The organism is Amorphus suaedae (genome assembly GCF_053629675.1).
Genome location: NZ_JBRJIT010000002.1, coordinates 692,428 through 715,616 on the forward strand (window position 1 = coordinate 692,428; position 23,189 = coordinate 715,616).

At 69.0% G+C, this 23,189-nt stretch carries 23 protein-coding genes; 13 read left to right on the top strand and 10 right to left on the bottom strand.

The window, feature by feature from the left end; translation table 11 throughout:
- Positions 1–236: 236 nt before the first annotated feature.
- The 7 genes from ccmA to AB7M35_RS16960 all read left to right on the top strand — a co-directional run bounded on the left by ccmA (position 237) and on the right by AB7M35_RS16960 (position 4,885).
- Positions 237–839 carry a heme ABC exporter ATP-binding protein CcmA gene (ccmA, locus tag AB7M35_RS16930; RefSeq protein WP_453962559.1) on the top strand — a complete coding sequence of 201 codons (603 nt, stop codon included), beginning with the start codon at positions 237–239 and terminating at the stop codon, positions 837–839.
- Positions 839–1,507 carry a heme exporter protein CcmB gene (ccmB, locus tag AB7M35_RS16935; protein WP_453961536.1) on the top strand — a complete coding sequence of 223 codons (669 nt, stop codon included), beginning with the start codon at positions 839–841 and terminating at the stop codon, positions 1,505–1,507. Before ccmA ends, ccmB begins: the two co-directional genes overlap by 1 nt.
- A gap of 167 nt (positions 1,508–1,674) precedes the next feature.
- Positions 1,675–2,445: a heme ABC transporter permease gene (locus AB7M35_RS16940; protein WP_453961537.1), complete on the top strand. Its 771-nt coding sequence runs from the start codon at positions 1,675–1,677 to the stop codon at positions 2,443–2,445.
- Complete coding sequence (gene ccmD / locus AB7M35_RS16945) at positions 2,445–2,621, top strand: heme exporter protein CcmD (protein WP_453961538.1); 177 nt, start codon at positions 2,445–2,447, stop codon at positions 2,619–2,621. The genes AB7M35_RS16940 and ccmD overlap by 1 nt, the downstream gene beginning before the upstream one ends.
- Positions 2,618–3,259 (top strand): DsbE family thiol:disulfide interchange protein, encoded by a 642-nt coding sequence (locus AB7M35_RS16950; protein WP_453961539.1) that lies wholly within the window; start codon positions 2,618–2,620, stop codon positions 3,257–3,259. The genes ccmD and AB7M35_RS16950 overlap by 4 nt, the downstream gene beginning before the upstream one ends.
- A gap of 58 nt (positions 3,260–3,317) precedes the next feature.
- Entirely contained in the window at positions 3,318–3,896 is a 579-nt protein-coding gene (locus AB7M35_RS16955; protein WP_453961540.1) for an NUDIX domain-containing protein, read from the top strand.
- Between the two features lie 221 nt (positions 3,897–4,117).
- On the top strand, positions 4,118–4,885 hold the full coding sequence (locus AB7M35_RS16960) for a DUF1223 domain-containing protein (RefSeq protein WP_453961541.1): 768 nt from the start codon (positions 4,118–4,120) through the stop codon (positions 4,883–4,885).
- 22 nt (positions 4,886–4,907) lie between these two features.
- Here AB7M35_RS16960 and AB7M35_RS16965 read toward each other — a convergent pair whose 3' ends face one another.
- Together AB7M35_RS16965 and AB7M35_RS16970 are read right to left on the bottom strand one after the other, a co-directional pair.
- Complete coding sequence (locus AB7M35_RS16965) at positions 4,908–5,462, bottom strand: DUF924 family protein (protein WP_453961542.1); 555 nt, start codon at positions 5,460–5,462, stop codon at positions 4,908–4,910.
- Positions 5,463–5,601: 139 nt separating this feature from the next.
- Positions 5,602–7,494: a long-chain-acyl-CoA synthetase gene (locus AB7M35_RS16970; RefSeq protein ID WP_453961543.1), complete on the bottom strand. Its 1,893-nt coding sequence runs from the start codon at positions 7,492–7,494 to the stop codon at positions 5,602–5,604.
- A 111-nt stretch (positions 7,495–7,605) separates the two neighbouring features.
- On the opposite strand from AB7M35_RS16970, the gene AB7M35_RS16975 reads away from it, so the two are divergent.
- Complete coding sequence (locus AB7M35_RS16975; RefSeq protein WP_453961544.1) at positions 7,606–7,905, top strand: sulfurtransferase TusA family protein; 300 nt, start codon at positions 7,606–7,608, stop codon at positions 7,903–7,905.
- Between the two features lie 3 nt (positions 7,906–7,908).
- Here AB7M35_RS16975 and AB7M35_RS16980 read toward each other — a convergent pair whose 3' ends face one another.
- Positions 7,909–9,060 carry a CobW family GTP-binding protein gene (locus AB7M35_RS16980; RefSeq protein WP_453961545.1) on the bottom strand — a complete coding sequence of 384 codons (1,152 nt, stop codon included), beginning with the start codon at positions 9,058–9,060 and terminating at the stop codon, positions 7,909–7,911.
- Between the two features lie 116 nt (positions 9,061–9,176).
- On the bottom strand, positions 9,177–10,670 hold the full coding sequence (locus AB7M35_RS16985) for a D-alanyl-D-alanine carboxypeptidase family protein (RefSeq protein WP_453961546.1): 1,494 nt from the start codon (positions 10,668–10,670) through the stop codon (positions 9,177–9,179).
- Positions 10,671–10,831: 161 nt separating this feature from the next.
- On the opposite strand from AB7M35_RS16985, the gene AB7M35_RS16990 reads away from it, so the two are divergent.
- Positions 10,832–11,101 (top strand): BolA family protein, encoded by a 270-nt coding sequence (locus AB7M35_RS16990; RefSeq protein ID WP_453961547.1) that lies wholly within the window; start codon positions 10,832–10,834, stop codon positions 11,099–11,101.
- Between the two features lie 45 nt (positions 11,102–11,146).
- Here the strand turns inward: AB7M35_RS16990 and AB7M35_RS16995 are convergent, their stop codons facing one another.
- A complete protein-coding gene (locus AB7M35_RS16995) occupies positions 11,147–11,920 on the bottom strand; it encodes a WecB/TagA/CpsF family glycosyltransferase (RefSeq protein WP_453961548.1) in 774 nt (257 codons plus the stop codon).
- 177 nt (positions 11,921–12,097) lie between these two features.
- Here AB7M35_RS16995 and AB7M35_RS17000 point away from each other — a divergent pair, with 177 nt between their 5' ends.
- The 4 genes from AB7M35_RS17000 to AB7M35_RS17015 all read left to right on the top strand — a co-directional run bounded on the left by AB7M35_RS17000 (position 12,098) and on the right by AB7M35_RS17015 (position 17,705).
- Entirely contained in the window at positions 12,098–14,260 is a 2,163-nt protein-coding gene (locus tag AB7M35_RS17000; RefSeq protein ID WP_453961549.1) for a GumC family protein, read from the top strand.
- A gap of 274 nt (positions 14,261–14,534) precedes the next feature.
- Positions 14,535–15,362: a polysaccharide biosynthesis/export family protein gene (locus AB7M35_RS17005; RefSeq protein WP_453961550.1), complete on the top strand. Its 828-nt coding sequence runs from the start codon at positions 14,535–14,537 to the stop codon at positions 15,360–15,362.
- Positions 15,363–15,721: 359 nt separating this feature from the next.
- Complete coding sequence (locus AB7M35_RS17010; protein ID WP_453961551.1) at positions 15,722–16,798, top strand: PilZ domain-containing protein; 1,077 nt, start codon at positions 15,722–15,724, stop codon at positions 16,796–16,798.
- Between the two features lie 46 nt (positions 16,799–16,844).
- Positions 16,845–17,705 (top strand): endonuclease/exonuclease/phosphatase family protein, encoded by an 861-nt coding sequence (locus tag AB7M35_RS17015; protein ID WP_453961552.1) that lies wholly within the window; start codon positions 16,845–16,847, stop codon positions 17,703–17,705.
- A gap of 55 nt (positions 17,706–17,760) precedes the next feature.
- Here AB7M35_RS17015 and AB7M35_RS17020 read toward each other — a convergent pair whose 3' ends face one another.
- The 5 genes from AB7M35_RS17020 to AB7M35_RS17040 form a co-directional block, all read right to left on the bottom strand.
- Positions 17,761–18,675, bottom strand: coding sequence for a lipid A biosynthesis lauroyl acyltransferase (locus AB7M35_RS17020; RefSeq protein ID WP_453961553.1), 915 nt, complete (start codon positions 18,673–18,675; stop codon positions 17,761–17,763).
- 4 nt (positions 18,676–18,679) lie between these two features.
- Complete coding sequence (locus AB7M35_RS17025; RefSeq protein WP_453961554.1) at positions 18,680–19,705, bottom strand: zinc-binding dehydrogenase; 1,026 nt, start codon at positions 19,703–19,705, stop codon at positions 18,680–18,682.
- A gap of 35 nt (positions 19,706–19,740) precedes the next feature.
- Positions 19,741–20,520, bottom strand: a complete 780-nt coding sequence (locus AB7M35_RS17030) for an SDR family NAD(P)-dependent oxidoreductase (RefSeq protein ID WP_453961555.1) — start codon at positions 20,518–20,520, stop codon at positions 19,741–19,743.
- Positions 20,521–20,534: 14 nt separating this feature from the next.
- Positions 20,535–21,812: a beta-ketoacyl-ACP synthase gene (locus AB7M35_RS17035; protein ID WP_453961556.1), complete on the bottom strand. Its 1,278-nt coding sequence runs from the start codon at positions 21,810–21,812 to the stop codon at positions 20,535–20,537.
- Positions 21,813–21,966: 154 nt separating this feature from the next.
- Positions 21,967–23,187, bottom strand: a complete 1,221-nt coding sequence (locus tag AB7M35_RS17040; protein ID WP_453961557.1) for a beta-ketoacyl-ACP synthase — start codon at positions 23,185–23,187, stop codon at positions 21,967–21,969.
- Between the last annotated feature and the right edge of the window lie 2 nt (positions 23,188–23,189).

Sequence of the window (23,189 nt, forward strand, 5' to 3'; positions counted from 1 at the left end):
ACCGGCCCGGAGGGGCGATCGGAGGCGCACTCGGGTCGGCAGCGCCGAAGTTGGGAAGGCGCCGACCGCCAGTTGCCTGCCGTATAACCAATTTTGTAGACCGGTTCTAGATCGCCAAGCGTTGCAGACGCCGCCACGACGGGGGCATTGTCCGTCCACGATGGCCTCCTGACCCTCTGACCGGGACTTCAGACATTTCCGCGAGCCCCACATTTGCGCCGATCGAGCGGCTCGAAATCCGCGACCTCGCCGTCGATCGCGGCGGCAGGCGGGTGCTGTCCGATGTGTCCGGTTCGGTCGCGGCGGGAACCGGCATCGCGGTCACCGGCCCCAACGGCACCGGCAAGTCGACGCTGCTGCGCGTGCTCGCCGGGCTGTTGAAGCCGGCCGAGGGATCGGTCGAGCTGGTCGGCGCAGACCCGGAGGTGCCGGCCACTGCGCACGTCCACTATGTCGGTCACCTGGACGCGGTGAAGACCCAGGAGACCGTGGGCGCCAACATGGCGTTCTGGGCCCGCTGGCTCGGCGGCGATGCCGATCCCGATCTTCTCGAGGATGCGCTCGCCGCCTTCGGTCTCGATCATCTCTTCGATCTGCCGGCCCTCTTCCTCTCCGCCGGCCAGCGCCGACGCCTGGCGCTTGCGCGCCTCCTGTCCGCGCCGCGCGCCGTCTGGCTGCTCGACGAGCCGACGGTTGCCCTCGACGCCCGCTCCGAAAGCCGGTTCGCCAGCGTGATGGAGACGCATCTGGACGCCGGAGGCATCATCGTGGCGGCGACCCACAGCCCGCTCGCCGTGGCACGGCTGGCGCCGTTTCCGATCGCCGCGGAGAGGCCGTGATGCGCGCGCTCGCCGCCCTGTTCGCCCGCGACGTCCGGCTGTCGGTGAAGGCCGGCGGTGGCGCGCCGATGGGCGTGCTCTTCTTCCTCGCCGTGGTCACCCTGATGCCGTTCTCGATCGGCCCGGACCTGCCGCTGCTCGCCCGCATCGGACCGGCCGTCCTGTGGATCGGCGCCCTGCTGGCGACGCTTCTCGGACTCGACCGGATGTTCCAGGTCGATCAGGAGGACGGCACCATCGACGTGCTGCTGACCGGCGGCCATGCGCTGGAACTCGTCGTGCTGGTGAAGGCGGCGGCTCATTGGGTCGCCACCAGCCTGCCGCTGGTGATCGCCGCCCCGTTCATGGGGCTGCTCCTGAACATGGATGCGACCGCGATAGGCGCCGTGACGCTGACGCTGATGATCGGCACGCCGGCGCTCACCCTGATCGGTACCATCGGCGCCGCGCTGACCGTCTCGCTCCGGCGCGGCGGGGTGCTGATCGCGATCCTGGTGCTGCCGCTGGCGGTGCCGACGCTGGTGTTCGGGGTCGGGACGGTGCTTGGCGCGGTCACCGACCCGGCGCCGTTCCTGTCGCCGCTCCTGATCCTCGCGGCCATCTCGCTGGTGGCCGGGGTGATCGGCCCGATCGCCGCGGCGGCGGCGTTGCGCCAGTCGGAGGGCTGATAGGTGTGTCCCGCGGCAAGCCACGCTGGCGAAAGATCGCAAGCATGTGACGGTACGGCGCTTGCGCCGCGATCCGGCACCGGCAAAGTGTCATCCGTGTTTCGGCGGACTTGACGCCAACCGGGCAAAGTCGCACCTGCTGCGCTGAATCTAACCGAGAGATGAAGTTGGCCAACGTTTCCGCCACCTCCCAGTCGACCCTGCAGTCGCTCGCCAATCCGACCCGGTTCGTGGCGATCGTCGACGGCGTCCTGCCGTGGCTCCTGGGTGTCACCCTCGTCCTCTTCGCCGTCGGCCTTCCGCTGGCCTTCTTCATGGCGCCGGCAGACTACCAGCAGGGCCAGACCATCCGGATCATGTTCGTGCACGTGCCGGCCGCCTGGATCGGCATGTTCTGCTACGTCGTGATGGCGTCGGCGGCGCTGGGCAGCCTCGTCTGGAAGCATCCGTTGGGCGACGTTGCGGCGCGCGCGGCCGCTCCGATCGGCGCGGCGTTCACGCTCATCTGCCTGGTCACCGGCTCGCTGTGGGGCCGGCCAATGTGGGGCGCGTGGTGGGTGTGGGATGCTCGGCTGACGTCGATGCTCGTGCTGTTCCTCATGTATCTCGGCCTGATCGCGCTCTGGCACACCATCGAGGACCCGATCCGCGCCGGCCGCGTCGCCGCCATCCTGATCCTGGTGGGGGTGATCAACATCCCGATCATCAAGTTCTCGGTCGACTGGTGGTACACGCTCCATCAGCCGGCAAGCGTCTTCCGCTTCGACGGTCCGACGATCTACGTCACCATGCTGATCCCGCTTCTGGTCATGGCGGTGGCGTTCATGGGGCTGTTCGGCGTGCTGCACCTCATCGCCATGAAGAACGAGATCCTGCGCCGGCGCATTCGTGCGATCGGCATGCGCGCGGCCTACGAGGGCCGTCGGGGAGAGGGCTGATGGCCGGCGTCGATCATCTCGGCTTCATCGTCGCGGCCTACGCGGTGACCATCATCGTTCTGGCGGTCCTGATCGTCTGGATCGTCTGGGACGGCCGCCGCCTCAGGCGCCAGCTTGCCCGCCTCGAAGAACGCGGCTATGGCGGCCGCCGCCGCAAGCCGGAGACGTCGTCATGACATCGGTGGAAGAGAACGGCGGGACGCCCGCCGGGCGGGTGGAGACGCGCGATGAACCCGGCGCGCCCAAGCCGACGCGGCTGTGGGTGGTGCTGTTGCCGCTGGTGCTGTTTCTGGCCCTGGCGGGCGTGTTCCTGATGCAGCTCGTCTCGGGCGGCGACCCTTCCAGGATACCCTCGGCCCTGATCGACAAGCCGGCGCCGCAGACGGCGCTGCCGCCGCTGGCCGGCCTCGCGGTCGACGGTGCGCCGGTCCCCGGCCTCGACCCCGCCGACTTCGCCGGCAAGGTCACGATCGTCAACGTCTTCGCATCCTGGTGCGCCCCCTGCCGGGTCGAGCACCCGCTCCTGATGCAGCTCAAGGCGGAAAGCGGCGCCCGCATGGTGGGCATCGACTACAAGGACCAGCCGGAGAACGCGCTGCGCTTTCTCGGTACCTTCGGCCTGCCTTTTGATGCCGTCGGGGTGGACGCCGACGGCCGAGCGGCCATCGAATGGGGTGTCTACGGCGTGCCGGAGACCTTCATCGTCGGGCCGGATGGCCGGATCCGCTACAAGTTCGTCGGCCCGTTGACCGAGGAGGCGATCGCCGGCCCGTTCGGCGAGGCGCTCGCCGCGGCCCGCGCGGACGCATCCTGACGGGGCGGATGCCACGGCCGGTTGATCTTTTGCCGCGTCCGCCGTCATTCTGCGCGCCATGAGCGATACCGAGCCGAAGCCCGATTTCCGCTACCTCACGCCCCACGGGGAAGACCGCGAGCGCGCGGTCTGCACCCATTGCGGGTTCGTGTCCTACGAGAACCCGAAGATCGTGGCCGGTTCGGTGGTGCGCGCCGAAGGCAAGATCCTGCTGTGCCGTCGCGCGATCCATCCGCGCAAGGGCTTCTGGACGATCCCGGCGGGCTATCTCGAACTCAACGAGTCGCCCGAGGAAGGCGCCCGCCGCGAGGCCAGCGAAGAAGCCTGCGCCGACATCCGGCTCACCTCGCTGCTCGCCGTCTATACGATCCACCGTCTGTCGCAGGTGCAGATCATCTACCGGGCGGACTTGGAGGGCTCGTTCGCGGCCGGTCCGGAAAGCCTGGAGGTCGCGCTGGTCGACTGGGATGACATTCCCTGGAGCGAGATCGCCTTCCCCTCGGTGACCTGGGCGCTGCATCACGACCGGCACGTCCTGCAGGGCGCGGCGCAGCCCCCGTTCGCCAACCCGGACGGGGCGACCGGAGACCTCGCGTCGTTCGTCGCCAGCCTCGGCGGATCGGATGCGGGAGCTTAAGCCTTGTTGGAAAAGGACCTTTTGTTTCAGACGGATAACGTATGTGCGGTCGGATATGAAATCCGGACGTGGTCGGTGTGATTTGACCTCGCGTCACCCGACCGTGACTCGCTATTGAGCGGCTCCATCCGTAGGCTGCCGGGATCGAAGCGGCTGCGGTGATGCCCTTCCGGCAAGCAGACCCAGACGGGAAACCAACTCACATGGTCGGACGCAAAGCGGTGCTGTTCCTCGGCCTCGCCCTGATGGCCTTCGGCCTTCCGGCAAAGGCCGACGATGGGGCTTCGAAAGGGCCGGCCGTGGTGGAGCTGTTCACCAGCCAGGGCTGCGCCTCCTGCCCGCCTGCCGACAAGCTCCTGGGTCGGCTGCTCGCCGACAGGAACGTGATCGCGCTCACCTATCCGGTGACCCTGTGGGATTATCTCGGCTGGCCCGACACGCTCGCGAGCCGTGAAAACACCGAGCGTCAGTTCGCCTATGCGCAGGCGCGCGGCGACAGCGCCGTCTACACGCCGCAGGTGGTCGTGAATGGCCGCGAGGACGTGGTTGGAAACAACGAAAGGGCCGTGCGCCACGAGATTGACGGCCAGACCGCGCAAGGGCTGGCACCGTCCGTCCGGGTTGGCCTGGAGCGCAACGGCTCTGTGCTGGAACTGCGGATCGGCGCGGCAAAGCCGGGTGCGCCGAAAGCCTCGGCGACCATCTGGCTCGGGTCGATCACGCCCGAGGTCAAGGTCGACATCGGCCGTGGCGAGAACTCCGGCCGCTCCATCGTCTACCACAATGTCGTGCGCTCGCTGCGGGCGGTCGGCATGTGGAAGGGCGATCCGGTGTCGATCGACATGCCCGTCGACGAGATCAGCCGGGATGGCGGATCGGCGTGCGTGGTGCTGGTCCAGCTCAACGCACCGGCCGGGCCGGGCGCCATCATCGGCGCGGCGACCGCGAGCTGGCCGGCGCCGGTCGCCAACGCGAGGGTCACGCGCTGATCCTGCTCCGTTCGAGGCTCGATCAGGCGGAGAAGCCACCGCTCGCGAGATAGGCCTTCTCGGCCTCAGTCGTCTCGCGTCCCAGCACATCGTTGCGGTGAGGGAAGCGGCCGAACCGGCGCACCGCGTCGAAGTGGATCAGCGCGTAGTAGTAGGTGTCCTGGACGCCGGCCGCCCGATAGAGGTCGAGCGAGCGTTCCTGCATTTCCAAGTCCTCCGAGTGCATGAACGGCAGGTAGAAGAACCCCCGAGCCGGCATCGGGTAGGCCTTGTCGCAGCCGCGCGCCAACGCGCGCTGCGCCACCGCCAGGGCCTTGGCATCGGTCGCAAACGCGCGTGCCGAGCCACGGTGCAGGTTGCGCGGGAGCTGATCGAGCAGCAGAAGCAGGGCGAGGGTGGTGACGGTGGTCGCCTCCCATCCATCGAGCTCGCCGCGTGCGGCGCGTTCGTGCAGGTCGCGGAACTGCTCGCAGGCGGCGTCGAAAGACGCTTCGCCGCTGTACCAGGACGAAGGTCCGGCCGCCCACCAGAAATCCAGGAGCGTGAGCGCCTCCTGCGGCAGGTCTTCTTCCGTCATCGGCAGATCTCCATGGGTATGCGTTCATTCGGGAGCCGGCCGCCCAGGTGGACGATCCCGATCGGCGACGCGCGATCCTGAATGAGGTCGTAGATTCGGCCCCGTCCGGAGCGGAGTGCCCGGACGAAACGCGGCCTGGTCAGAGGCGCAGGGCGCCCGTCTGGACGCGACTATAGAGGTCGGGGTCGATGCGCACAAAGCCGCGTGTGGCCGGGTCGGCGACGAACAGCGGATCGTCGACGCGCGACGGGTCGTAGCCGTCGTCGACCAGATCGATCTTCCGCTGCTTCAGAGTGCTGGTGGTCTCCAGCGTCTGGCGGAATCGCAGGAACAGCGGCCGCGCATAGTCCGGCAGCAGGTCGGCCAGCCGCGCGGGCAGGCTGGCGAGGGCGAAGGTATCGTCGACGACCAGGGCGGCCATCCCGGCACGGCCGTCCCGCCCCGGGATCTCCACGCCGTAGACGGTGGCCTCCTGCACGCCCGGGATCGAGCCGAGGATCTGCGCGACCTCCGTCGTGGACACGTTCTCGCCCTTCCAGCGGAAGGTGTCGCCCACCCGGTCGACGAAATAGAAGTAGCCGAGCGCGTCGCGGCGAACGAGATCGCCGGTTCGGAACCAGCGGTCGCCCCGGCGGAACACGTCGCTGGCGATCTTGCGGGAGGTCTCCGCGGCGTCGGCGTAGCCGTCGAACCGCTGGCTCGGCTTGTTGGGATCGTCGAGGATCTCGCCGATCATCTCGCCGGCCTCGTCCGGCTCGCATCGAATGCAGAAGCCGTCCGGACCCCGCTCCGGACGTCGGGTGAGGGGATCGAAACGGACGACTTCGATGGAGAAGATCGATTTCGCCCAGCCGGGAATGCGGCCGATCGCGCCCACCTTGCCGTCGAAGTTGAAGAGCACCGCATTGCCCTCGGTGGCGGCGTACCATTCGAGGATTCGCGGGATCGCGAACCGTGCCTGGAAGGCTTCCCAGATGTCCGCGCCGAGGCCGTTGCCGTCGACGATGCGCAGCCGGTGCGCGCGCTCCTTCGGGTGCGCCGGCGCGTTGAGCAGGTAGCGGCAGAGTTCGCCGATATACTGGAAAACGGTGCAGCCGTTGTCGGTCACGTCGTCCCAGAAGTGGGCGTTGGAGAACCGCTCCGCGATGAACACCGAGCCGCCGACTGTCAGGGTAATGCCGACGCCCAGCACCCCGCCGGCCGAGTGATAGAGCGGCAGGCAGATGTAGATCCGGTCGCTCGGGCGCGCATCCACGGCGGCGGAGAACCCGTTCATGATCGCCTGGACGCGGTAGTGGTTGAGGTTGGCCGCCTTCGGCAGGCCGGTGGTGCCACTCGTGTAGATGTAGAGACAGCGATCGTTGATGGTCAGCGGCGTGTGCTCGGCGGGCTCGAGCGGGGCTCCGGAGAGGGCGTCAAGGGCCGTGCCGAGCGGCTTGCCGGCGGCCTCGTCCACCGAGCCGTCGGCCAGGATCCAGACGTCCGGCGGGCTCTCGACGAGACCGTCGGCGGTCCGGTAGGCCTCCAGCAGCGCCTCGTCGACGATGGCCAGCTTCGGCTCGACGATCGCCAGCGAGTGGGCGAGCGCATCGTGGCGCAGATGGGTGTTGATGAGCGCCGTGACGCCGCCGGCCCTGGCGACGCCCAGCCAGACCGCGAGGTACTCGGGGCGATTGGGCATGAATAGCGCGACGCAGTCGCCCTTGGTGATCCCCCGGGCCCGCGCCCAGCGGGCGTATCGGTTGGCGCGCGCGTCGAAGGCCGCAAAGGTGTAGCTCTCGGCATTCGACAGGAGGGCCGGACGATCGGGGAAGCGCCGTGCAAGCTCCTCGACATGGTCGCACCATGTCCTGTCCGGCGTGCGGGCGATCGGCTTCACGCGCCGCAGCGCCCTGAGCGCGCCCGTGAGATAGGCCCATTCGCTGCGCAGTCGAGCGAGCATTGGCGTTTCCTGCCGCCGGCTGCGCTTTCGAGCGCGCTTGGTATGCCGTGCGGTCGTTCCCTCGAGCCCCTCTCGACCGGACGGTGACATCCGGACGATCGCGACAGGCTCTATCCCTGCCGCCGACTATGGCAGACGATCAGGATGTGGGAAGGCGAATTCGGTTTGACGCCGGGCACGTCCTCGTGTGGTGGTGGGGCCATGAGCACGCACGCACCTATCTCCGACGCAGCCGGAATGCCGCCCGCTTCGGGCGAAACCGCGCTCGACCTCAGAGGCCTGAACTGCCCGCTGCCGGTGCTCCGCCTTGCCAAGGCGCTGAGGGGAGCCGGGCAGGGCGCGCGCTTCCGGGTGGCCGCGACCGATCCGCTTTCAAAGCTCGACATCCCGCACTTCTGCCGCAGCAATGGCCACGCCGTGCTGGAGAGCCGCGAGAGTGACGGGGTGTTCCATTTTCTGATCGAGGCGGGAGCCGAAGCGGCCAGGGCCGACCCCATCTGACCGCTACCGTCCCCGAACGCCCGGGATCGAGAGGGGATTGTCGAGGAGCGCGGCGGCGTCCGGCGTGTCGATCGCCGGCTTGCCGGTGAAGGCGTCGAACAGCGACCGCACGAAGCCTTCGGGCAATCCGTCGACGATGAAGACCAGGCGGGAGGTGCGGCTCGCGTCCGGCCATTCCGGCAGCCGCACCGGCGGGTGCAGCACGTGCTGGACCGCGTGCAGCACAAGGGGCCGCTCCGGATCGTCGGCAAGCTGCACGATGCCCTTCACCCGCAGCAGGCTCGGCCCGTGGCTCGCCACCAGCAGGTCGAGGAACATGTCGAGGGCGCGCACCTCGATCGGCCGATCGGTCTCCAGCGTGAACGCGCGCACCCTGTCGGAATGTCGGTTCACCGGGTGCGCATGCGCGTGGTGGTGATCGGCATGGCCCTCGTCGTGCGCGTGATCAGCGGGCTCCTCGGCCTCGCCGAACCACCTGGCCACGTTCACCGCGCGGGTTTGCTCGTCGTAGAGCCCAGCGCCCAGCAGCGCCGGCACCGCGGCCTCTCCCTTGGCGGCATCCAGAATGCGCGCCAGCGGGTTGATGGCGCGGAGGCGCGCGCGCAGCGCATCCACGGCCGGATCGCCATCCGGCACGAGGTCGGTCTTGGTGAGCACGATCCGATCGGCGACGCCGACCTGGGCGAGGGCCTCCTCGTGCGCGTCCAGGGTGGCCATGCCGTTGACGGCGTCCACGAGGGTGACGACGCCATCGAGCCGGAACCGCTGGACGAGATAGGGGTGCAGCATCACGGCGTGGAGGATCGGGCCGGGGTGGGCCAGCCCCGTCGTTTCGATCACCACCCGCGACAGCTTCTCCAGCCGTCCGTTGTCGAGACGGCGCAGGAAATCCTCCAGCGTCGAGACCAGTTCGCCGCGAACCGTGCAGCACAGGCAGCCGGACGACAGCTCGATCACGTCGTCGGCGATGTTGGCCACCAGCAGGTGATCGAGGGGAATGTCCCCGAACTCGTTGACGATCACGCCGGCCTGCGCGAGCTCCGGGGCAGCCAGAAGGCGGTTGAGCAGTGTGGTCTTGCCGGCTCCGAGAAAGCCTGTGATCACGGTCAGCGGAATGGGCTGCAGGCGCTCTGATCTGGGGGCCGGCGTGGTCACCGCGAAACTGTCCTTCAGGGGCGAAGCGCTCTGGTCCGCGCGGGTGATGCGGGTTGGCTCTGGCACGGACGTCGGAGGCCGCCTCCTGGCGAGGCGGCGGCTCGCGGGCCGGGTCGCTAGTCGGCCGGCTTCGGCCGCGGGAACCAGGACACGGCCAGCTCGCCCGGCTGGGCGGGGACCGGATCGGAAAGACGCTCCGGTCCATTGTCCGCGGCGGACGCTCTGGAAACCAGCGCCAGCGAGTTGGACGCAGGCGGGGTCTCGGCGGTCTCGGTGGTCTCGACCGGCGCGCTGTCGGAACGCCGGATGCTGGCCGCGATCGCCATCACCTCGGCCGGGTCGATCCGGTCGGCGGAGACCATCACTGAGAACAGCGGCCGAGGCCGGGGAACCGGGATCGATGCGGCGGAGACGGTTTCCAGCTCGCCGCTCTCCTCGTCCAGGGCGACCTGCGGGCCGGTGGCGCCGCCCATGAAGATCTCCGTCGGCGGCGCAACGGTCAGGTCGTTGCGCAGATAGGAGATCACTTGGCCGCCCGAACTGCTCAGCAGCACCGGCTGCTTGCCGCCGGGCAGAAGCTTGGCGAACGGGTCGCGGCTGTTGGCGGCGTAGGCGTTCGCCACCTCGTCCTCGTCGAGTTCGTCGTAGGCGACGATATTGGAGCGGTCCGAATAAGCCGTCTTCGGGCGCTTCCCGCCACAGACGATCGGCCTCAGGTCGACGGGCGTTCCGGCGGTCACTGAGGCCTTGCGCAGGTCGTCGAGGCTCTTGCGGTTGCCCGACAGGAAGCCGGTGCGGGTGCGGAAGCCGACTTCCAGCAGCTTGGCGGTTTCCTCGTTGCGTTCGCGCGACGTGTAGCCGCCCAGCACGATGGCCGCGATCTCCCGCCCGCCGCGCTTCGCCGTGGCCGCAAGGTTGAAGCCGGACGCGCAGATGAAGCCGGTCTTCATGCCGGTCGTGCCGGGGAAGTGGGCAACGAGATAGTTGTGGTTCTTGTAGATGTGGCTGCCGAGCTTCAGCGCGGTGATCTGGAAGAGATCGTCGTACTGGGGAAACTCCTTGCGGATCTGGGTGACCAGGATCGCCAGGTCGCGCGCCGACGACACGTGGTTCTTGTCCGGCAGGCCGTGGGGATTGGAGTAGTTCGACTGGGTCATGCCGATCCGGCGCGCTTCCCGATTCATGGCGCGCACGAAGTCGGCTTCGGACCCGGAAACGGCTTCGCCGAGGGCCACGGCGACGTCGTTGGCCGACTTGACCATCAGGATCTTCAGCGCGGTGTCGACGGTGATGACGCTGCCGACCGGAAAGCCCATCTTGCTCGGCGGCGCGCGCAGCGATTCCGCCGAGATCACCACCGGCGACTTCAGCGTGATCCGGCCTTCCTTGATCGCCCTGAAGGTCACGTACACCGTCATCAGCTTGGTCAGCGAGGCGGGATACCAGGGCTTGGTGGAATTGTGCTCGTCGAGGATCGCGCCGGTGTTCACGTCGAAGACGAGGTAGGATCCGATATCTGCGCGCGCGGGTCCGGCAACGGCGGCGCTGACGAGAAACACCAGCGCGGCGAGCTTGCGAATCCGGCTCAACAAAGCTACGCGGTCAGGCAAGAGTCTGCTCCTCGAGCATGAGGGGTCGCGAGCGTGCGCAAGGCCAAGGCCGTCATAGCCGATGACGCTTCTGGACGCAAAGTATCCATCAAGTCTGCGGAAAACGGCAGCCCAACCCGAGCCATGAATTCCGCGCCGATATGGCAAAAGGAGGGCGGGCCATGACCGCGACCCGCGAAACGATCGAGACGAAACTGACCGCGGCGCTTCAGCCGAGCGAGATCGAGATCGTCGACGAGTCGCATCTGCATGCCGGCCACAGCGGCTGGCGCGAGGGCGGCGAGACCCATTTCCGGGTGCGCGTGGTGTCGGAGGCGTTCGCCGGAAAGAGCCGTGTCGAGCGCCACCGGATGGTCAACGCCCTGCTGGCCGACGAGCTTGCCGGCGGCGTCCACGCGCTTGCCTTGAAGACCCTCGCTCCCGGCGAATAGGGAGCGGCTCGAGGGACGGTTCCGGCGCATTCGGGTGCGTCTCGGCTAGCCTGAGCGGTGCCGGCGGCGGTCGCGTACATGGTCCGCGAGCAGGCGCGGAAGCGTCACGATGATGCGGCCGTAGCGCGGCGCCAGACGGCGTGGCTCCTGCAGGGTCCGCCACGCCCATTCCAGTCCCGACACCTGCATCCAGCGCGGTGCGCGCTGGACATCGCCGGAGAGGAAGTCGAGGCCGGCGCCGATGCAGATGGCCACGCCGCAGTCGAGCCTGTCCCGGAAATTCGCCGACCAGATCTCCTGGGTGGGAGGGCCGAGCGCGACGAACAGGATGTCGGGGCGAGCCCGCGCCACGATATGCGCTGCCTCTGCCTGGGCCTCCGGGTTGGATCGGAACCCGAAGGGAGGGGAGTGGCGTCCGGCGACCCGAAGCCCCGGCGCGATTTCCGCGAGGGAGGCTTCGGCACGCGCGAGCCGGTCCTCCGTGGAGCCGAGCAGGAAGACGCTCAGCCCCTCCCGAACCGCGGCGTGGCACAGCGGGACGATCAGTTCGGAACCGGAAATGCGACCGGGCAGCGGGTCGCCCGACAGCTTGGCGAGCCAGACGAACGGCATGCCGTCCCCGACGACCAGGTCCGCGTCGGCATAGGCCCTCCGGAAGGCCGCGTCCGACCTGAGCTTCATCACGTGGTCGAGGTTGCAGGTGAAGACGAGCCGGGCCGGCCGCTCGCGCGCCCATCCGGCGATGCGCGCGATTGCGGCGTCGAAGTCGATCGCGGCGACGTCGATCCCGAACAGTCGGACGGTCCTGGCCTGATGCATGTCGATCCGGGGCGAATGTGAAGTCCGGGGATGGCGATCGGTCTTGTGCCGGATATCCGCCCGAAATGTATAGTTAATACATTGCTGTCATGAACGGGAATGTGCCGCGTCGGCCGCCGTTCGGAAGGGCGGCCAGAGTGTTCCGTCCCGAGGTGCGCGGGACCCGCAGGATCGCAGATGGACGAAACATCCGACATCCGGCGAGGATCTCGCCCGGCTGCCGAGCGTTCGAGTGAGAACGAGGGGGTGCTCACCAACCCCTTGCTCTGGTTCGCCCGCATCCTGCGTCAGCGGCTCTGGCTCATCGTTGCCATCGTCATCCTCGGCACCGGCGCCAGCGTGGCGCTTGCGCTGTCGCTTGCGCCGAAGTTCCAGGCGTCGGCGATCGTCGAGATCGACCCGCGCTCCGAGCAGGTGCTTGCGGCATCCGACCAGAACCGGAACGCCGTTCCCTCCGACATCGTCACCGAGACGGAAGTCCAGGTGATCGGCTCGCAGGCGATCCTGTCGCAGACGATCTCCAACCTGAATCTGGAATATTACCCGGCGATCAATCCCGCGCTGGGGACGCGCACCGGCCTGCTGTCGCGCATTCTCTCGACGGCGGACGAGACGGAGCCGACGGACCGCGACGAGCTCGCCACGCTGATGGTCCGCGCGCTCCGCGAGAACCTGACGGTGTCGCGCGTCGGCCAGTCGAACGTGATCCGCGTGACGTTCGAATCGAAATCGCCGAAGCTGTCCGCCGAGGTCGCGAACGGCATCGTCGACGTCTACCTCCAGGACGAGATCGCGCGGTCGCGCGATCTGTCCCGCGACGCGCTCGGCCTCTTGGGCGAACGGGTCGCGAACCTGAGGCTTGAGGTCGATCGCCGCGAGCAGGCGGTGGAAGACTGGCGGCGCGAGTCAGGCATCGCCGACGGCGTCTCCTCCACCGTGCTGCGCGAGCGCATCACCCAGCTCGGCGCCGAGCTGAGCCGCGCGCAGGGTGCCCTGGCCGAAGCGCGTGCCGTAAGCCAGAACGCCAACCGGAACGTCAGCGGCGACGGCAGCGATCCGGAGGTCGTCGCCTCGCCCCTGATCCAGAGCCTGTCGGAGCGCGCGGCGAACCAGGAACAGGAGCTGTCGCGCCTCAATGCGCTCTACCAGCCCTCGCACCCGAGGGTGATCGCGGCGCGCGCCGCGCTGGACTCGCTGCAGTCGGCCATCGCGACCGAGACGCGGAAGATCTCCTCCAGCCTCGGACGCAGCGAGGAGATCCAGTCGGAGCGCGTGAAGGAGCTCGAAGCCAATGCCGAGGGCCTGCGCGACGAGCTGTCGCGCCAGCGCGAGGCGGAAATCCGCCTGCGAGGCCTGGAGCAGGAGGCGGAGGCCTCGCGCGGCGTCTACGAATCGTTCCTGGAGCGCCAGAGCCAGTTGCAGAACCAGATGGGGCTGGAGCGCGCCCGGGCGCGCATTGTCGCAAGGGCGACGCCGCCGCTGGAACCGAGCGGGCCGAACCGCAAGCTGATCGTCGCCGGCGGGCTGGTGGCGTCGTCGTTCCTGGCGGTGGCGCTGGCCGTGCTACTGGCCCAGTTCCAGCCGAGCCTTGTCGTTGCGGAAGACGTCGAGGATGTGCTCGGCGTGCCGCCGCTTGCCGAGGTGCCGAAGCTCACCGGGGTCGATCACGAGCCGTTCGCGCTGGTCGAGCGGGTGGTGGAGGCCCCAGACGGCATGCTGGCCGAGGCGATCCGAGCGTTGCGGGTCTCGCTGCTGATCGGGCGCGGGCAGGAGCGGGCGACCACGGTGATGGTCGCCTCCGGCGAGGACGGCGACGGCAAGACCACCATCGCGGCCTCGCTCGCCCGGGCAGCCGCTCTGTCGGGCGATCGCGTCCTGCTGATCGACTGCGATCTCGACCGGCCGACCGTCCACACCCTGTTCGGTGGCCATGACAACGTCGGCATCGCCAACGTGCTCCTCGACAAGGCCGACAGCGAGCGCGCGATCCAGATCGACCGCGCATCGCCGGCGCTGTACCTGGCCTGCGGGCTCACCGCCTCCGGCACCAAGGAGATCTACCGGTCGCTGAACTGGGAAGACCTGCTGTCGCTGCTCTCCGACCACCTGGACCTGATCATCCTGGACACGCCCTCGCTGGCGCGCGTTCCGGACGCGCGGTTCCTGGCGGGCGTGGTCGATGCGACGCTGGTGGTGGCGCGCGCGCGGAAGACCACCCGTGAAGGCCTGCGGGAGACGGTCCGCCTCTGCCAGATCCCGGGCGGAACGGCGGAGACGGCCATCATCCTGAACGCCGTCGAGACGAGCGAGCGGTTCCGCCTGGGCGGCCGCGAGGCGTGATCGGAGCGGCATTGCCCCGACCCGGACGTATCTGACCGTCGTCAATTCCCTCCAGCCGGCCGCATCCCGCCACCGGGGCCCAGAAGGGTCGCCGGGGTCGGTGTTTACCCGGCGCTAACGTTAATGCGCGATAGATCGCAGTCGTGCCACCAGCGCGCTGGACTGCCCCGAATGGGGTGGCCGCGGCGCGCGGCGGGCGCGGGAGCGGCCATTGCGGCGACCACGGCGTGGGCGGCGACACGCGGTGCGCTCCGAGTGGAGTGAGTTCGGTTCGTTGAAGAAACTTGCCCTGGCGATGATCGGCGTGCTTGCGGTGAGCGGCTGCGGACAGATGTCTGCGAGCCGGCAATCCGCCACGGGCTGCGTCCAGCCGACGGCGAGCCACTCGCCCCGGGTCATGCCGTGCTCCGGATCGCTCGCGCCGGTCGCCAGCCAGCCCGTCCCCATCGTTCCCAACGCCTATGTCGACCCCGGGATCGTGACCGGCTTTCGCCCCTGGAACGAGGGTGTGGCCGCGGACTTCCGGTTCGTCATCGGCGACGAGGTCACCATCAATCTGCCCTTCTACGAGGAAGAGAGCGCGACCACCCAGGTGGCGCCCGACGGCCGCATCTATCTCAGCCTGATCGGCAGCGTCATCGCGCAGGGCCGGACACCGAAGGAGCTCGAGCAGGAGCTTGAGGAGCGCTACCGCAAGTATCTGCGCTTCCCGACCGTCGGCGTCGTGCCGAAGAGCTTCGGATCGCGCCAGGTGTTCGTCGGAGGCGAGGTGGAACGCCCGGGCGCGCTCTCCCTTCCAGGGCCGCTCGGCGTCATGGAATCCGTCATCATGGCGGGTGGCCTGAAGGACACGGCCGGCCTGCGCAAGATCGTGCTGATCCGCCGCAGCCCCGAGGGTCCGCCGATGATGCGGATCGTCGACCTCGACCAGTTCACCGACAGCGCGGCCCCGGCCGAAAACGTGATACTGCAGCCGTATGACATCGTATTCGTGCCGCGCTCGACGATTGCCGAAGTGAACCTCTGGGTCGACCAGTTCATCAACAAGACCGTGCCGTTCAGCCGAGGCTTCAGCTACACGATCCAGAAGACGATCTACTGATGACGCCGCCAGGAACGCCCGCCGATCCTCATGCAGCCGACCACGTCAGGGCCGGCGAAGAGGCGTCGGCCGCGGAGGTTGGCGCGAACACTCCGGAGACGCGGGCCGAAGAGACCAGCACCGCGGAAGCGGAGCTGGACCGCGTCCGCCAGGAACTCGAGGCGATCGATGCCTCGCGCGGCTCCGGGTTCATCGGATCGCTGATGGGCGCCCTGGGCGCGCGGTCAGGGGCCAGATCGCCACGCGAGCCGGGCACCGCCACGCGACCGGATCCAGCTCCTCCCACGCCGGCCGCAAACGCCGCGCCGGAAGATCTGGCGCCTCCTCCTCCCACGGACCCTGGGCGTGGCGTCGATCCCGTGTCGCCCGTTCCTGAGCGGTCGGCCTGGGCCGGCTCGCCGCGCGTCGAGGATGCCGCCAGCCGCAGGCTCGCCTACCGGCTTGCAACCCCCGCCCGCTTCGAGACGGAGGGCGAGAGCTTCCGCACGCTCGACTGGTCGCTCGGCGGCTTCGCCCTTCCCGCCGGGTCTGGCGGCTTCAGGCCGGGCCAGCGCGCCAGCGGAACCTTCACCGTCTTCCTCGACCAGTTCGTGGTCTCCACCGAAGTCAGGGCCGAGGTGGTCTATGCGGACGCCCGGCGGCTCGGCTTCCGCTTCACCGATCTGAGCAACGCGCAGATCCGCATGCTCCGCTCGCTCGCCGGCGCCCTGCTGTCCGGGCAGGTGCCGCTGACGATCGGCATCGGGGAAGGCGCCCGCAGGCACCGGACCCATCAGGCGCGTGGCCTGGGACGCGGCCGCCCGCCCCGCTTCGTGCGGCTGTTCTCCAGCCTGCTGAACGGTGCGATGGTGCTCGTGGTGCTGGGGATCGGCATGTTCATGTTCTTCACCCCGATCGAGCCTAGCTTCACGGCGGAGACCGGTGCGGTGGCGGCACCACAGATCACGGTGGCCGCGCCGGCCGGAGGGGCCGTCGCGGGCGTCGTGTCGAAGAAGGGGGACGAGGTGGTGCCCGGCACACGGCTCGCGTCGATCGAGTCCACCGCCGGGGACCGCATTGCGCTCGAAAGCCCCTGCTACTGCGTCATCTACGCGATCGCGGAGGCTGGCAGCAGCGTTGCCGCCGGCGCGCCGGTGGTCCAGCTCTACGCGTCGACGGTCGTCCCGACGGTGCAGGCGGTGTTTTCCAGCGAGCGGGCGGATGAGCTCGGTCCCGGACGGATGGTCGAGATCCGGCTTCCCTACTCGGGACGAACGGTCACCGGGCGCATCGAGCGGGTGACGACCGGCCTTGAAGCGAACTGGATCGGCGTGCCGGTGACGCTCGCCAATGGGCCGGGGCGCCTCGTCGCCTGGATCGAGCCCACTCCGCCGCTGCCGCCAACCGCGATCGGCGAACCTGTCGTCGTCACCTTCCAGCCGTCGACCGGCCTGTGAGGGACGTCGTGCGAGCGGCCGCTGGCCCCGGCCGCGGGAACCGTCCATGACCGGCTGGTTCATCGACAGCAGCTTGAACTTCCTGCCGCACATCGTCTGCGGCATCGCGGCCCTTCTGACGATTGTGGCTTTGGTGCTGCGCCGACGGTCGCCGCTGGTCGTGGCCGCGGCGCTCGTCGTCTGCCTGGGCGTCGGGCTCGCCCTCTACAAGGCAACGCTCACGGCGCCGGGCACGACCGGTGGGCTAAGGGTGATGACGGCGAACCTGCTGTTCTCCAACACCGACGTGCCTGCCTTCGTGCTGAGCGTGCGCGCGAACGATCCCGACCTGCTGGTGGTGCAGGAGCGCGTGCCCTTCTGGACGGATGCCATCGACCGGACGCTGGGGGCCGAGTATGCGCTCATCGCATCCAGCCCCGCGAACACCACCAACATGTATCTGCGCAAGGCGCGCCAGACATGTCCGGTGCCCGAGCTGCGCACGCCGATTGCGGAGAATGCCGCGCTCGGCTGCGTGGTGATCGATGGCCTGGCGGTGCTGGTGCTCGGCGTGCATGCGCCGCGGGCGAAAGACGAACAGGCGGGGGTCGAGCGCAGCACCTCGCTTGCGGCCTATCGGGCGACGCTGGGCGAGGCCCAGATGCCACGCATCGTGGCCGGCGACTTCAATGCCTCTCCGCTCGCGCCCAGCATGGCCGACTTCATGCGGCAGACCGCCGTCGCCATGCCGGCCGAAGGTGGCGTATGGTTTTCAGCGTCCTGGCCGGCGGTGGCGCCGGCGGTTGGCGTGCGGATCGATCATGTCCTGGTCAGCCGCGAAATGGCGGCCCAGCTCGTCGCTGTCGGGCCGCCGATCGGGTCGGATCATCTGCCGGTGACGGTGGACGTGTCGCTGCGACCGCGCTGAGGCGATAGGACAGGGTCTGGAGGCCGTCTTTCGGGGCCGTGGGAAGAGCGGTTCTCTAGAGCCGCCAGCGGCGGTGCAACCAGAGCCATTGCTCGGGGTGTTCGCGCACCCAGCCCTCCACGACGTCGTTCACGAAGGCCATGGTGCCCTCGACGTCGATCTCTCCCTCGCCGTCGCGGGGCAGGTCGAGCGGGCCCTTCAGCTCCATGTAGAACCGCCCGTTCGGCTTGCGCACCGAGCGGGCCGCGTAGACGTTGCATTCGTGGCGGCGGACGAGCTTGGCGAGCAGCGGGTTGGTCTTCGCCGGCCGGCCGAAGAAGGGCAGCGTCAGGCCGCGCCCGAAGCGCTGGTCGACGAGGATGCCCACGTGTCCGCCCCGGGCCAGGATGCCGTCCAGCGCGGCCACCGCCCCCGGCTGCGAGGGAACCAGCCCGCCCATGGTTCCGCCGCGCACCACGTCCAGCTCGCGGGCGAGCCGGGCGTTGTTCAGCGGCCGGAAAAGCACGGAGACATCCAGACCAAAGGTCGCCGCGCAGACCGGCAGCAGCTCCCAGTTCGCCAGATGCGCGGTGAAGACCACGCACGGCGTCTTGGAATCGCGGATCTCGAGGAACTGCTCGATGCCGCTGACCTCGAAGTGGCCGGCCGTCGGGTTGTGGAAGTCGAAGTCGAAGATCTTGTCGAGGAACATGAACTCGGTGGCGGTGCGGCCGAGATTGTCCCACACGCCGTTGAGGATCTGCCGCCGTTCCCGGGCCGACTTCTCCGGATAGGCCGCTTCCAGGTTCTCGCGGCCAACCTTGTCGACGGGCAACAGCGGGCCGATGGTGCGCGACGCCCAGCCGCCGAAATTGACGGCGGCGCGCGCCGGCAGCAGCCGGATGAGGCGCACGAACGCCACGACGATCTTGGCGAAGATCCAGTCCGCGGCTTGCAGGGCGCGGGCCGTGAGGACGCGCTTGGAAATCACCGCCTCAGCCCAGCGTCATGACGATCTTGCCGAACACCTTTCGGCTCTCGAGGCGGGCAAGGCCCTCCTCGATCTGGTCCAGGGTGATCGACGTGTCGATCACCGGCAGGATGCCTTCGGACATCTTGGCCAGTCCCTCGGCGACGTTCTGGATGGTGCATCCGAACGATCCGAAGATCCGGTACTGCTGCTGGAACAGCTGCATCAGATTGATCTCGGCGGTGATGCCGGTGGTCGAGCCGCAGGTGACGAGCCGGCCGCCGCGCTTCAGCGAGAACAGGCTGCCCTGCCAGGTGTCGACGCCGGTGTGCTCGAACACCACGTCGACGCCGCGCTTGCGGGTGAGCTTGCGCACCACGCCCTCGAAGCGCTCGGTGTTGTAGTTGATGACGTGGTCGGCGCCGAGTTCGCGGGCCTTCTCGGCCTTCTCGTCGCTGCCCACCGTGGTGATGACGGTTGCGCCTATCGCCTTGGCCATGCGGATCGCCGCGGTGCCGATGCCGGAGCCGCCGGCCTGGATCAGCACGGTCTCGCCCTCCTCCAGCTTGGCGTTGTCGAACAGCATGTGCTGCACGGTGCCAAAGGTGATGGAGGCGCAGGCGGCGTCGACCATGGTGACGTTGTCGGGCACCGGCACGCACAGGCGCGCCTTGGTGACCATGCGCTCGCGGGCGAAGCCGTCGAGGTGGAAGCCGTGGATGCCGCCGACGTTTTCGCACAGGTTGTCGCGGCCCGCGCGGCAGGCCTTGCATTCGCCGCAGGTCTGCGCGCCGTAGATGGCGACCTTCTGGCCGGGCGCGAGGTCGGTGACGCCCGGGCCGACCTGGACCACGGTTCCGGCCGCCTCGGCGCCGACGACCAGCGGCAGCTTGCGGCGCGCGAACGCCATGCCGCGCCAGCCCCAGACGTCGATGTGGTTCAGCGCCACCGCGCCGATCTCGATCAGGACCTCGCCTTCGCCCGGCGCGTCCGGCTCGGGCATGTCGACGATCTTGAGATTGCGGTCGCTGACGAGCTGAAGGGCGCGCATCGTGGGCATGTATCCGTTTGGTCTTGGGACGGTGGTCAGGGCCGCCGGTTGATCAGGTTCGCCGACAGCCCGCCGTCGATGGTCAGGACAGAGCCGGTCATGTAACCGGCAAGCGGCGAAAGCACAAACCGGACGAGATGGGCGATCTCTTCCGGCTGGGCGAGACGGCCCGCGGGGATCTGCCGCTCCATCTTCTCCCGGTAGGGGAGATAGGGCTCGATCAGCCGCGTCTCGACGAAGCCGGGGGCGATGTAGTTCACCGTCACGCCCTTGCGGGCAATCTCCACGGCGAGCGTGCGCACGTAGCCTAGGAGGGCGCCCTTGGTGGCGGCGTAGGTGGCGTTGCCGGACACGCCGTAGGTGGCGGTGATCGATCCGGTGGCGACGATCCGGCCCTGCTTCGCCCGCACCATCGGTCGCATCGCGGCGGCGGCGAGCCGCATGAAGCCGAGCGCGTTGATCTCCATCAGCTCCGCGGCGCGGTCGGGATCGATGCTCGCGGCCAGTCGGTCGTAGGACTGGCCGGCGTTGTAGACGAGGCCGTAGGTCGCCTCGTTCTCCTCGATGACCGCGGCCAGCGCCGCCACCGATGTGCGGTTGCCGGTGTCGACTTCGCGCACTTCGAAATCCGCGGACGGATGGGCGGCGCGCAGCTCGGCGAGAACGTCGGCGACTTCGCCGTCGGGCGTGCGCGAGGTCAGCGTGATGTCGAAGCCGTCGGCGGCCAGTGCCCGGGCGATCGCCGCTCCGATGCCGCGGCTCGCACCGATGACGTAGACCCGCTTGCCCGCCCCCGGAGACGCTGCGTCGGTCATCGCGCGCCGGCCCGTCAGAACGGCTCGGCCGCCAGCAGCAGCGAGACGTTCTGTCCGCCGAACCCGAACGAGTTCGACATCACCGTGCGGATCGGCACGTCGCGGGCGACGTTCGGGACCAGGTCGAGGGGGATCGTCGGATCGGGCTCTTCCAGGTTGATGGTCGGCGGCAGCCGGCCGGTCTTCAGCGACAGCACCGAGAACACCGCCTCGACGGCGCCGGCGGCGGTGATGGTGTGGCCGATCATCGACTTGTTGGACGACACCGGGATGGACGGCAGCGCATCCTCGAACACGGCTGCAAGCGCCAGATACTCCATCTTGTCGTTCTCCGGCGTGGCCGTGCCGTGAGCGTTGACGTAGTCGATGTCCTCGATGGTCATGTCCGCGTCCTTGAGGGCCTCGCGGAACACGCCGATGATCGACGAACCGTCGGGCTTGGAGCGGGTGCGGTGGAAGTCGTCGGCGCGCTCGCCGATGCCCGAGACGATCGCCAGCACCTCGGCGCCGCGGGCGCGCGCGCTCTCCAGGCTCTCCAGCACGAACGCGCCGCCGCCTTCGGCCACGACGAAGCCGTCGCGGTTCTTGGCGAACGGCTTGGAGGCCTTCTCCGGCGGATCGTTCTGGGTGGAGAGCGCCGACAGCAGCGAGAAGCGCACCACCGTTTCCGGATGCACCGATCCGTCGGCGGCCAGGCACAGGGCCGCATCGCAGTCGCCGCGGCGGATCGCCTCGACGCCGAGCTGGATCGCGGTGGCGCCCGAGGCGCAGGCGGTCGTCAGCGAGATCGGGGCGCCCTGGGTGCCGAAGCGGTCGGCGACGCGCTCCTCCACGCCGGCGAAGGAAAAGGCGCGGTGCATGCCGACCCAGTCGCCGTGGCGCACGCCGTCCAGCATGCGCTTCCAGCCTTCGCCGCTCTGGCCGGCCTCGTAGAGCGCCAGACGGTGCTTCCATTCCAGCTCGACCGGCGGCACGGCGATGAACAGCGGCCCGGGAAAGCTGCCCGAGGTCGGCAGGCCGGCCTGGGCAAGCGCTTCCTCGCCCGCCAGCACGGCGAGCTTCTCCGTCAGCGCCGGGGCGCAGAGGTCGTCGAGGTCGAGAAAGTCGATGGTGCCGGCGACGGTGGTCCGCAGGCCCTCGGTGGGGAAGCGGGTGATGCGCTTGAGGCCGGACTTACCGCCGGTCAGCGCGGCCCAGTTGTCGTCCTTGCCCTGGCCGAGCGAGGTGACGACGCCGAGGCCCGTGACGGCGACGATCGGGCGGCCCTTGTGATCGCGAGTGGCGCTGCTCATGGTCTCATTCCGATCTGGATCATGTCCGGGTCGGTCGGGAGCGGTCCGGACCGGCCATGATCGAGCGAGTGATCCGTCGTCTTCTCCGGCTCGCCGGACGTCGCTGCCCGGCCGGAAAAGACTGTAGCGGGTTCCTGCGGCGAAGGACGGCCGGTCAGGACTCCGAACCCAGAATGGTCAGGCTCTCGCCGCGCCAGGAGCCCCATCCGGTGACGGCGACGGTGGCCGGAGCCTCGGTTGCCGCCGTCTCGACGTCGCTGTCTGCGAACGGCGGATAGAACGTCCCGGCCGCGAGGGCGGCGGCGGCCAGCGCGACGCCGGCCGGCATCTGCGCTTCCATGCCGTGGCCCATCAGCGAGCCGATGCCGCGCACGTAGGTCGGCCGCGCGGCCGACATCGTGTCGATCATCTGCCGCTCCAGCTGCAGCGCATCGGGCACGCCGCTGGTTCCGGAGAGCAGCCCGAGCGGGGCGCTGCCAACGGCCGTATTCAGTCGCTCGACCTGGCGGGCGATGCGCGCCTCGTAGCGCTCCGAGCCGTCGCGGGCGCCGCGGTCGGTGACGATGTCGTCGATGCGGGCATAGATCCTGGCGCCACGCGCCTCGGCGTGCTCCCGGCTCTCGATCACCAGGAAGGCGCCCATCGAGCCTGGAACCATGCCGCCGTCCTGGCCGGTACGGTGCCAGACGTCCGGCACGTCGTCGCCCGTCCAAAGCCCGCCCGACATGGCGAGGAAGACCATCATGTCGTAACGCGCCGCGTTGTAGGCGCCGCCGACGAGGAAGAGATCGTTCTGGCCGGCGCGGATCTGCCGCCAGGCCGTCTCGATGGCCATCGCGCCGCCGAGCTCCTCGCCCATGAAGGTGCGGGACGAACCGGTGACGTGGTGGACGATGGAAATGTTGCCGGCCAGCAGATTGGACAGCTGCGCCAGGAACAGGGTCGGCCGCAGGTCGGACATCAGCCGGTCGTTCACGAAGGCGCCCGGATCCGCCGCCTGGCGCCAGCCCTCGACGATGTCACCGTCGACGGTGGCATCGCGCTCGCCGCCGCCGGCGGCGACGATGAGGTTCATGCGCTCGAGAAACTCGGTCTCGCCCGCAAGCCCGGCGTCGGTGAGCGCCAGCCCGGCCGCATAGGTGCCGTAGCGCTGCCAGTTTTCCATCTGGCGCTGGTCGCCGCGGCGGGGGATCTGGGTCGACAGGTCGACTTCGACCAGCGGATGGACCGGATAGGGGGCATAGGTCTCGGTGTCGAGCTGCGGCTTCGGCCGCTCGGAGCCGCTCAGAATTTGGGTGTGTGCCTCGATCCCGTCGGCGAGGGGCGAGACGAGTCCGATGCCCGTGATGACGGCGTCGCGCGGATCCCCGGCCATGG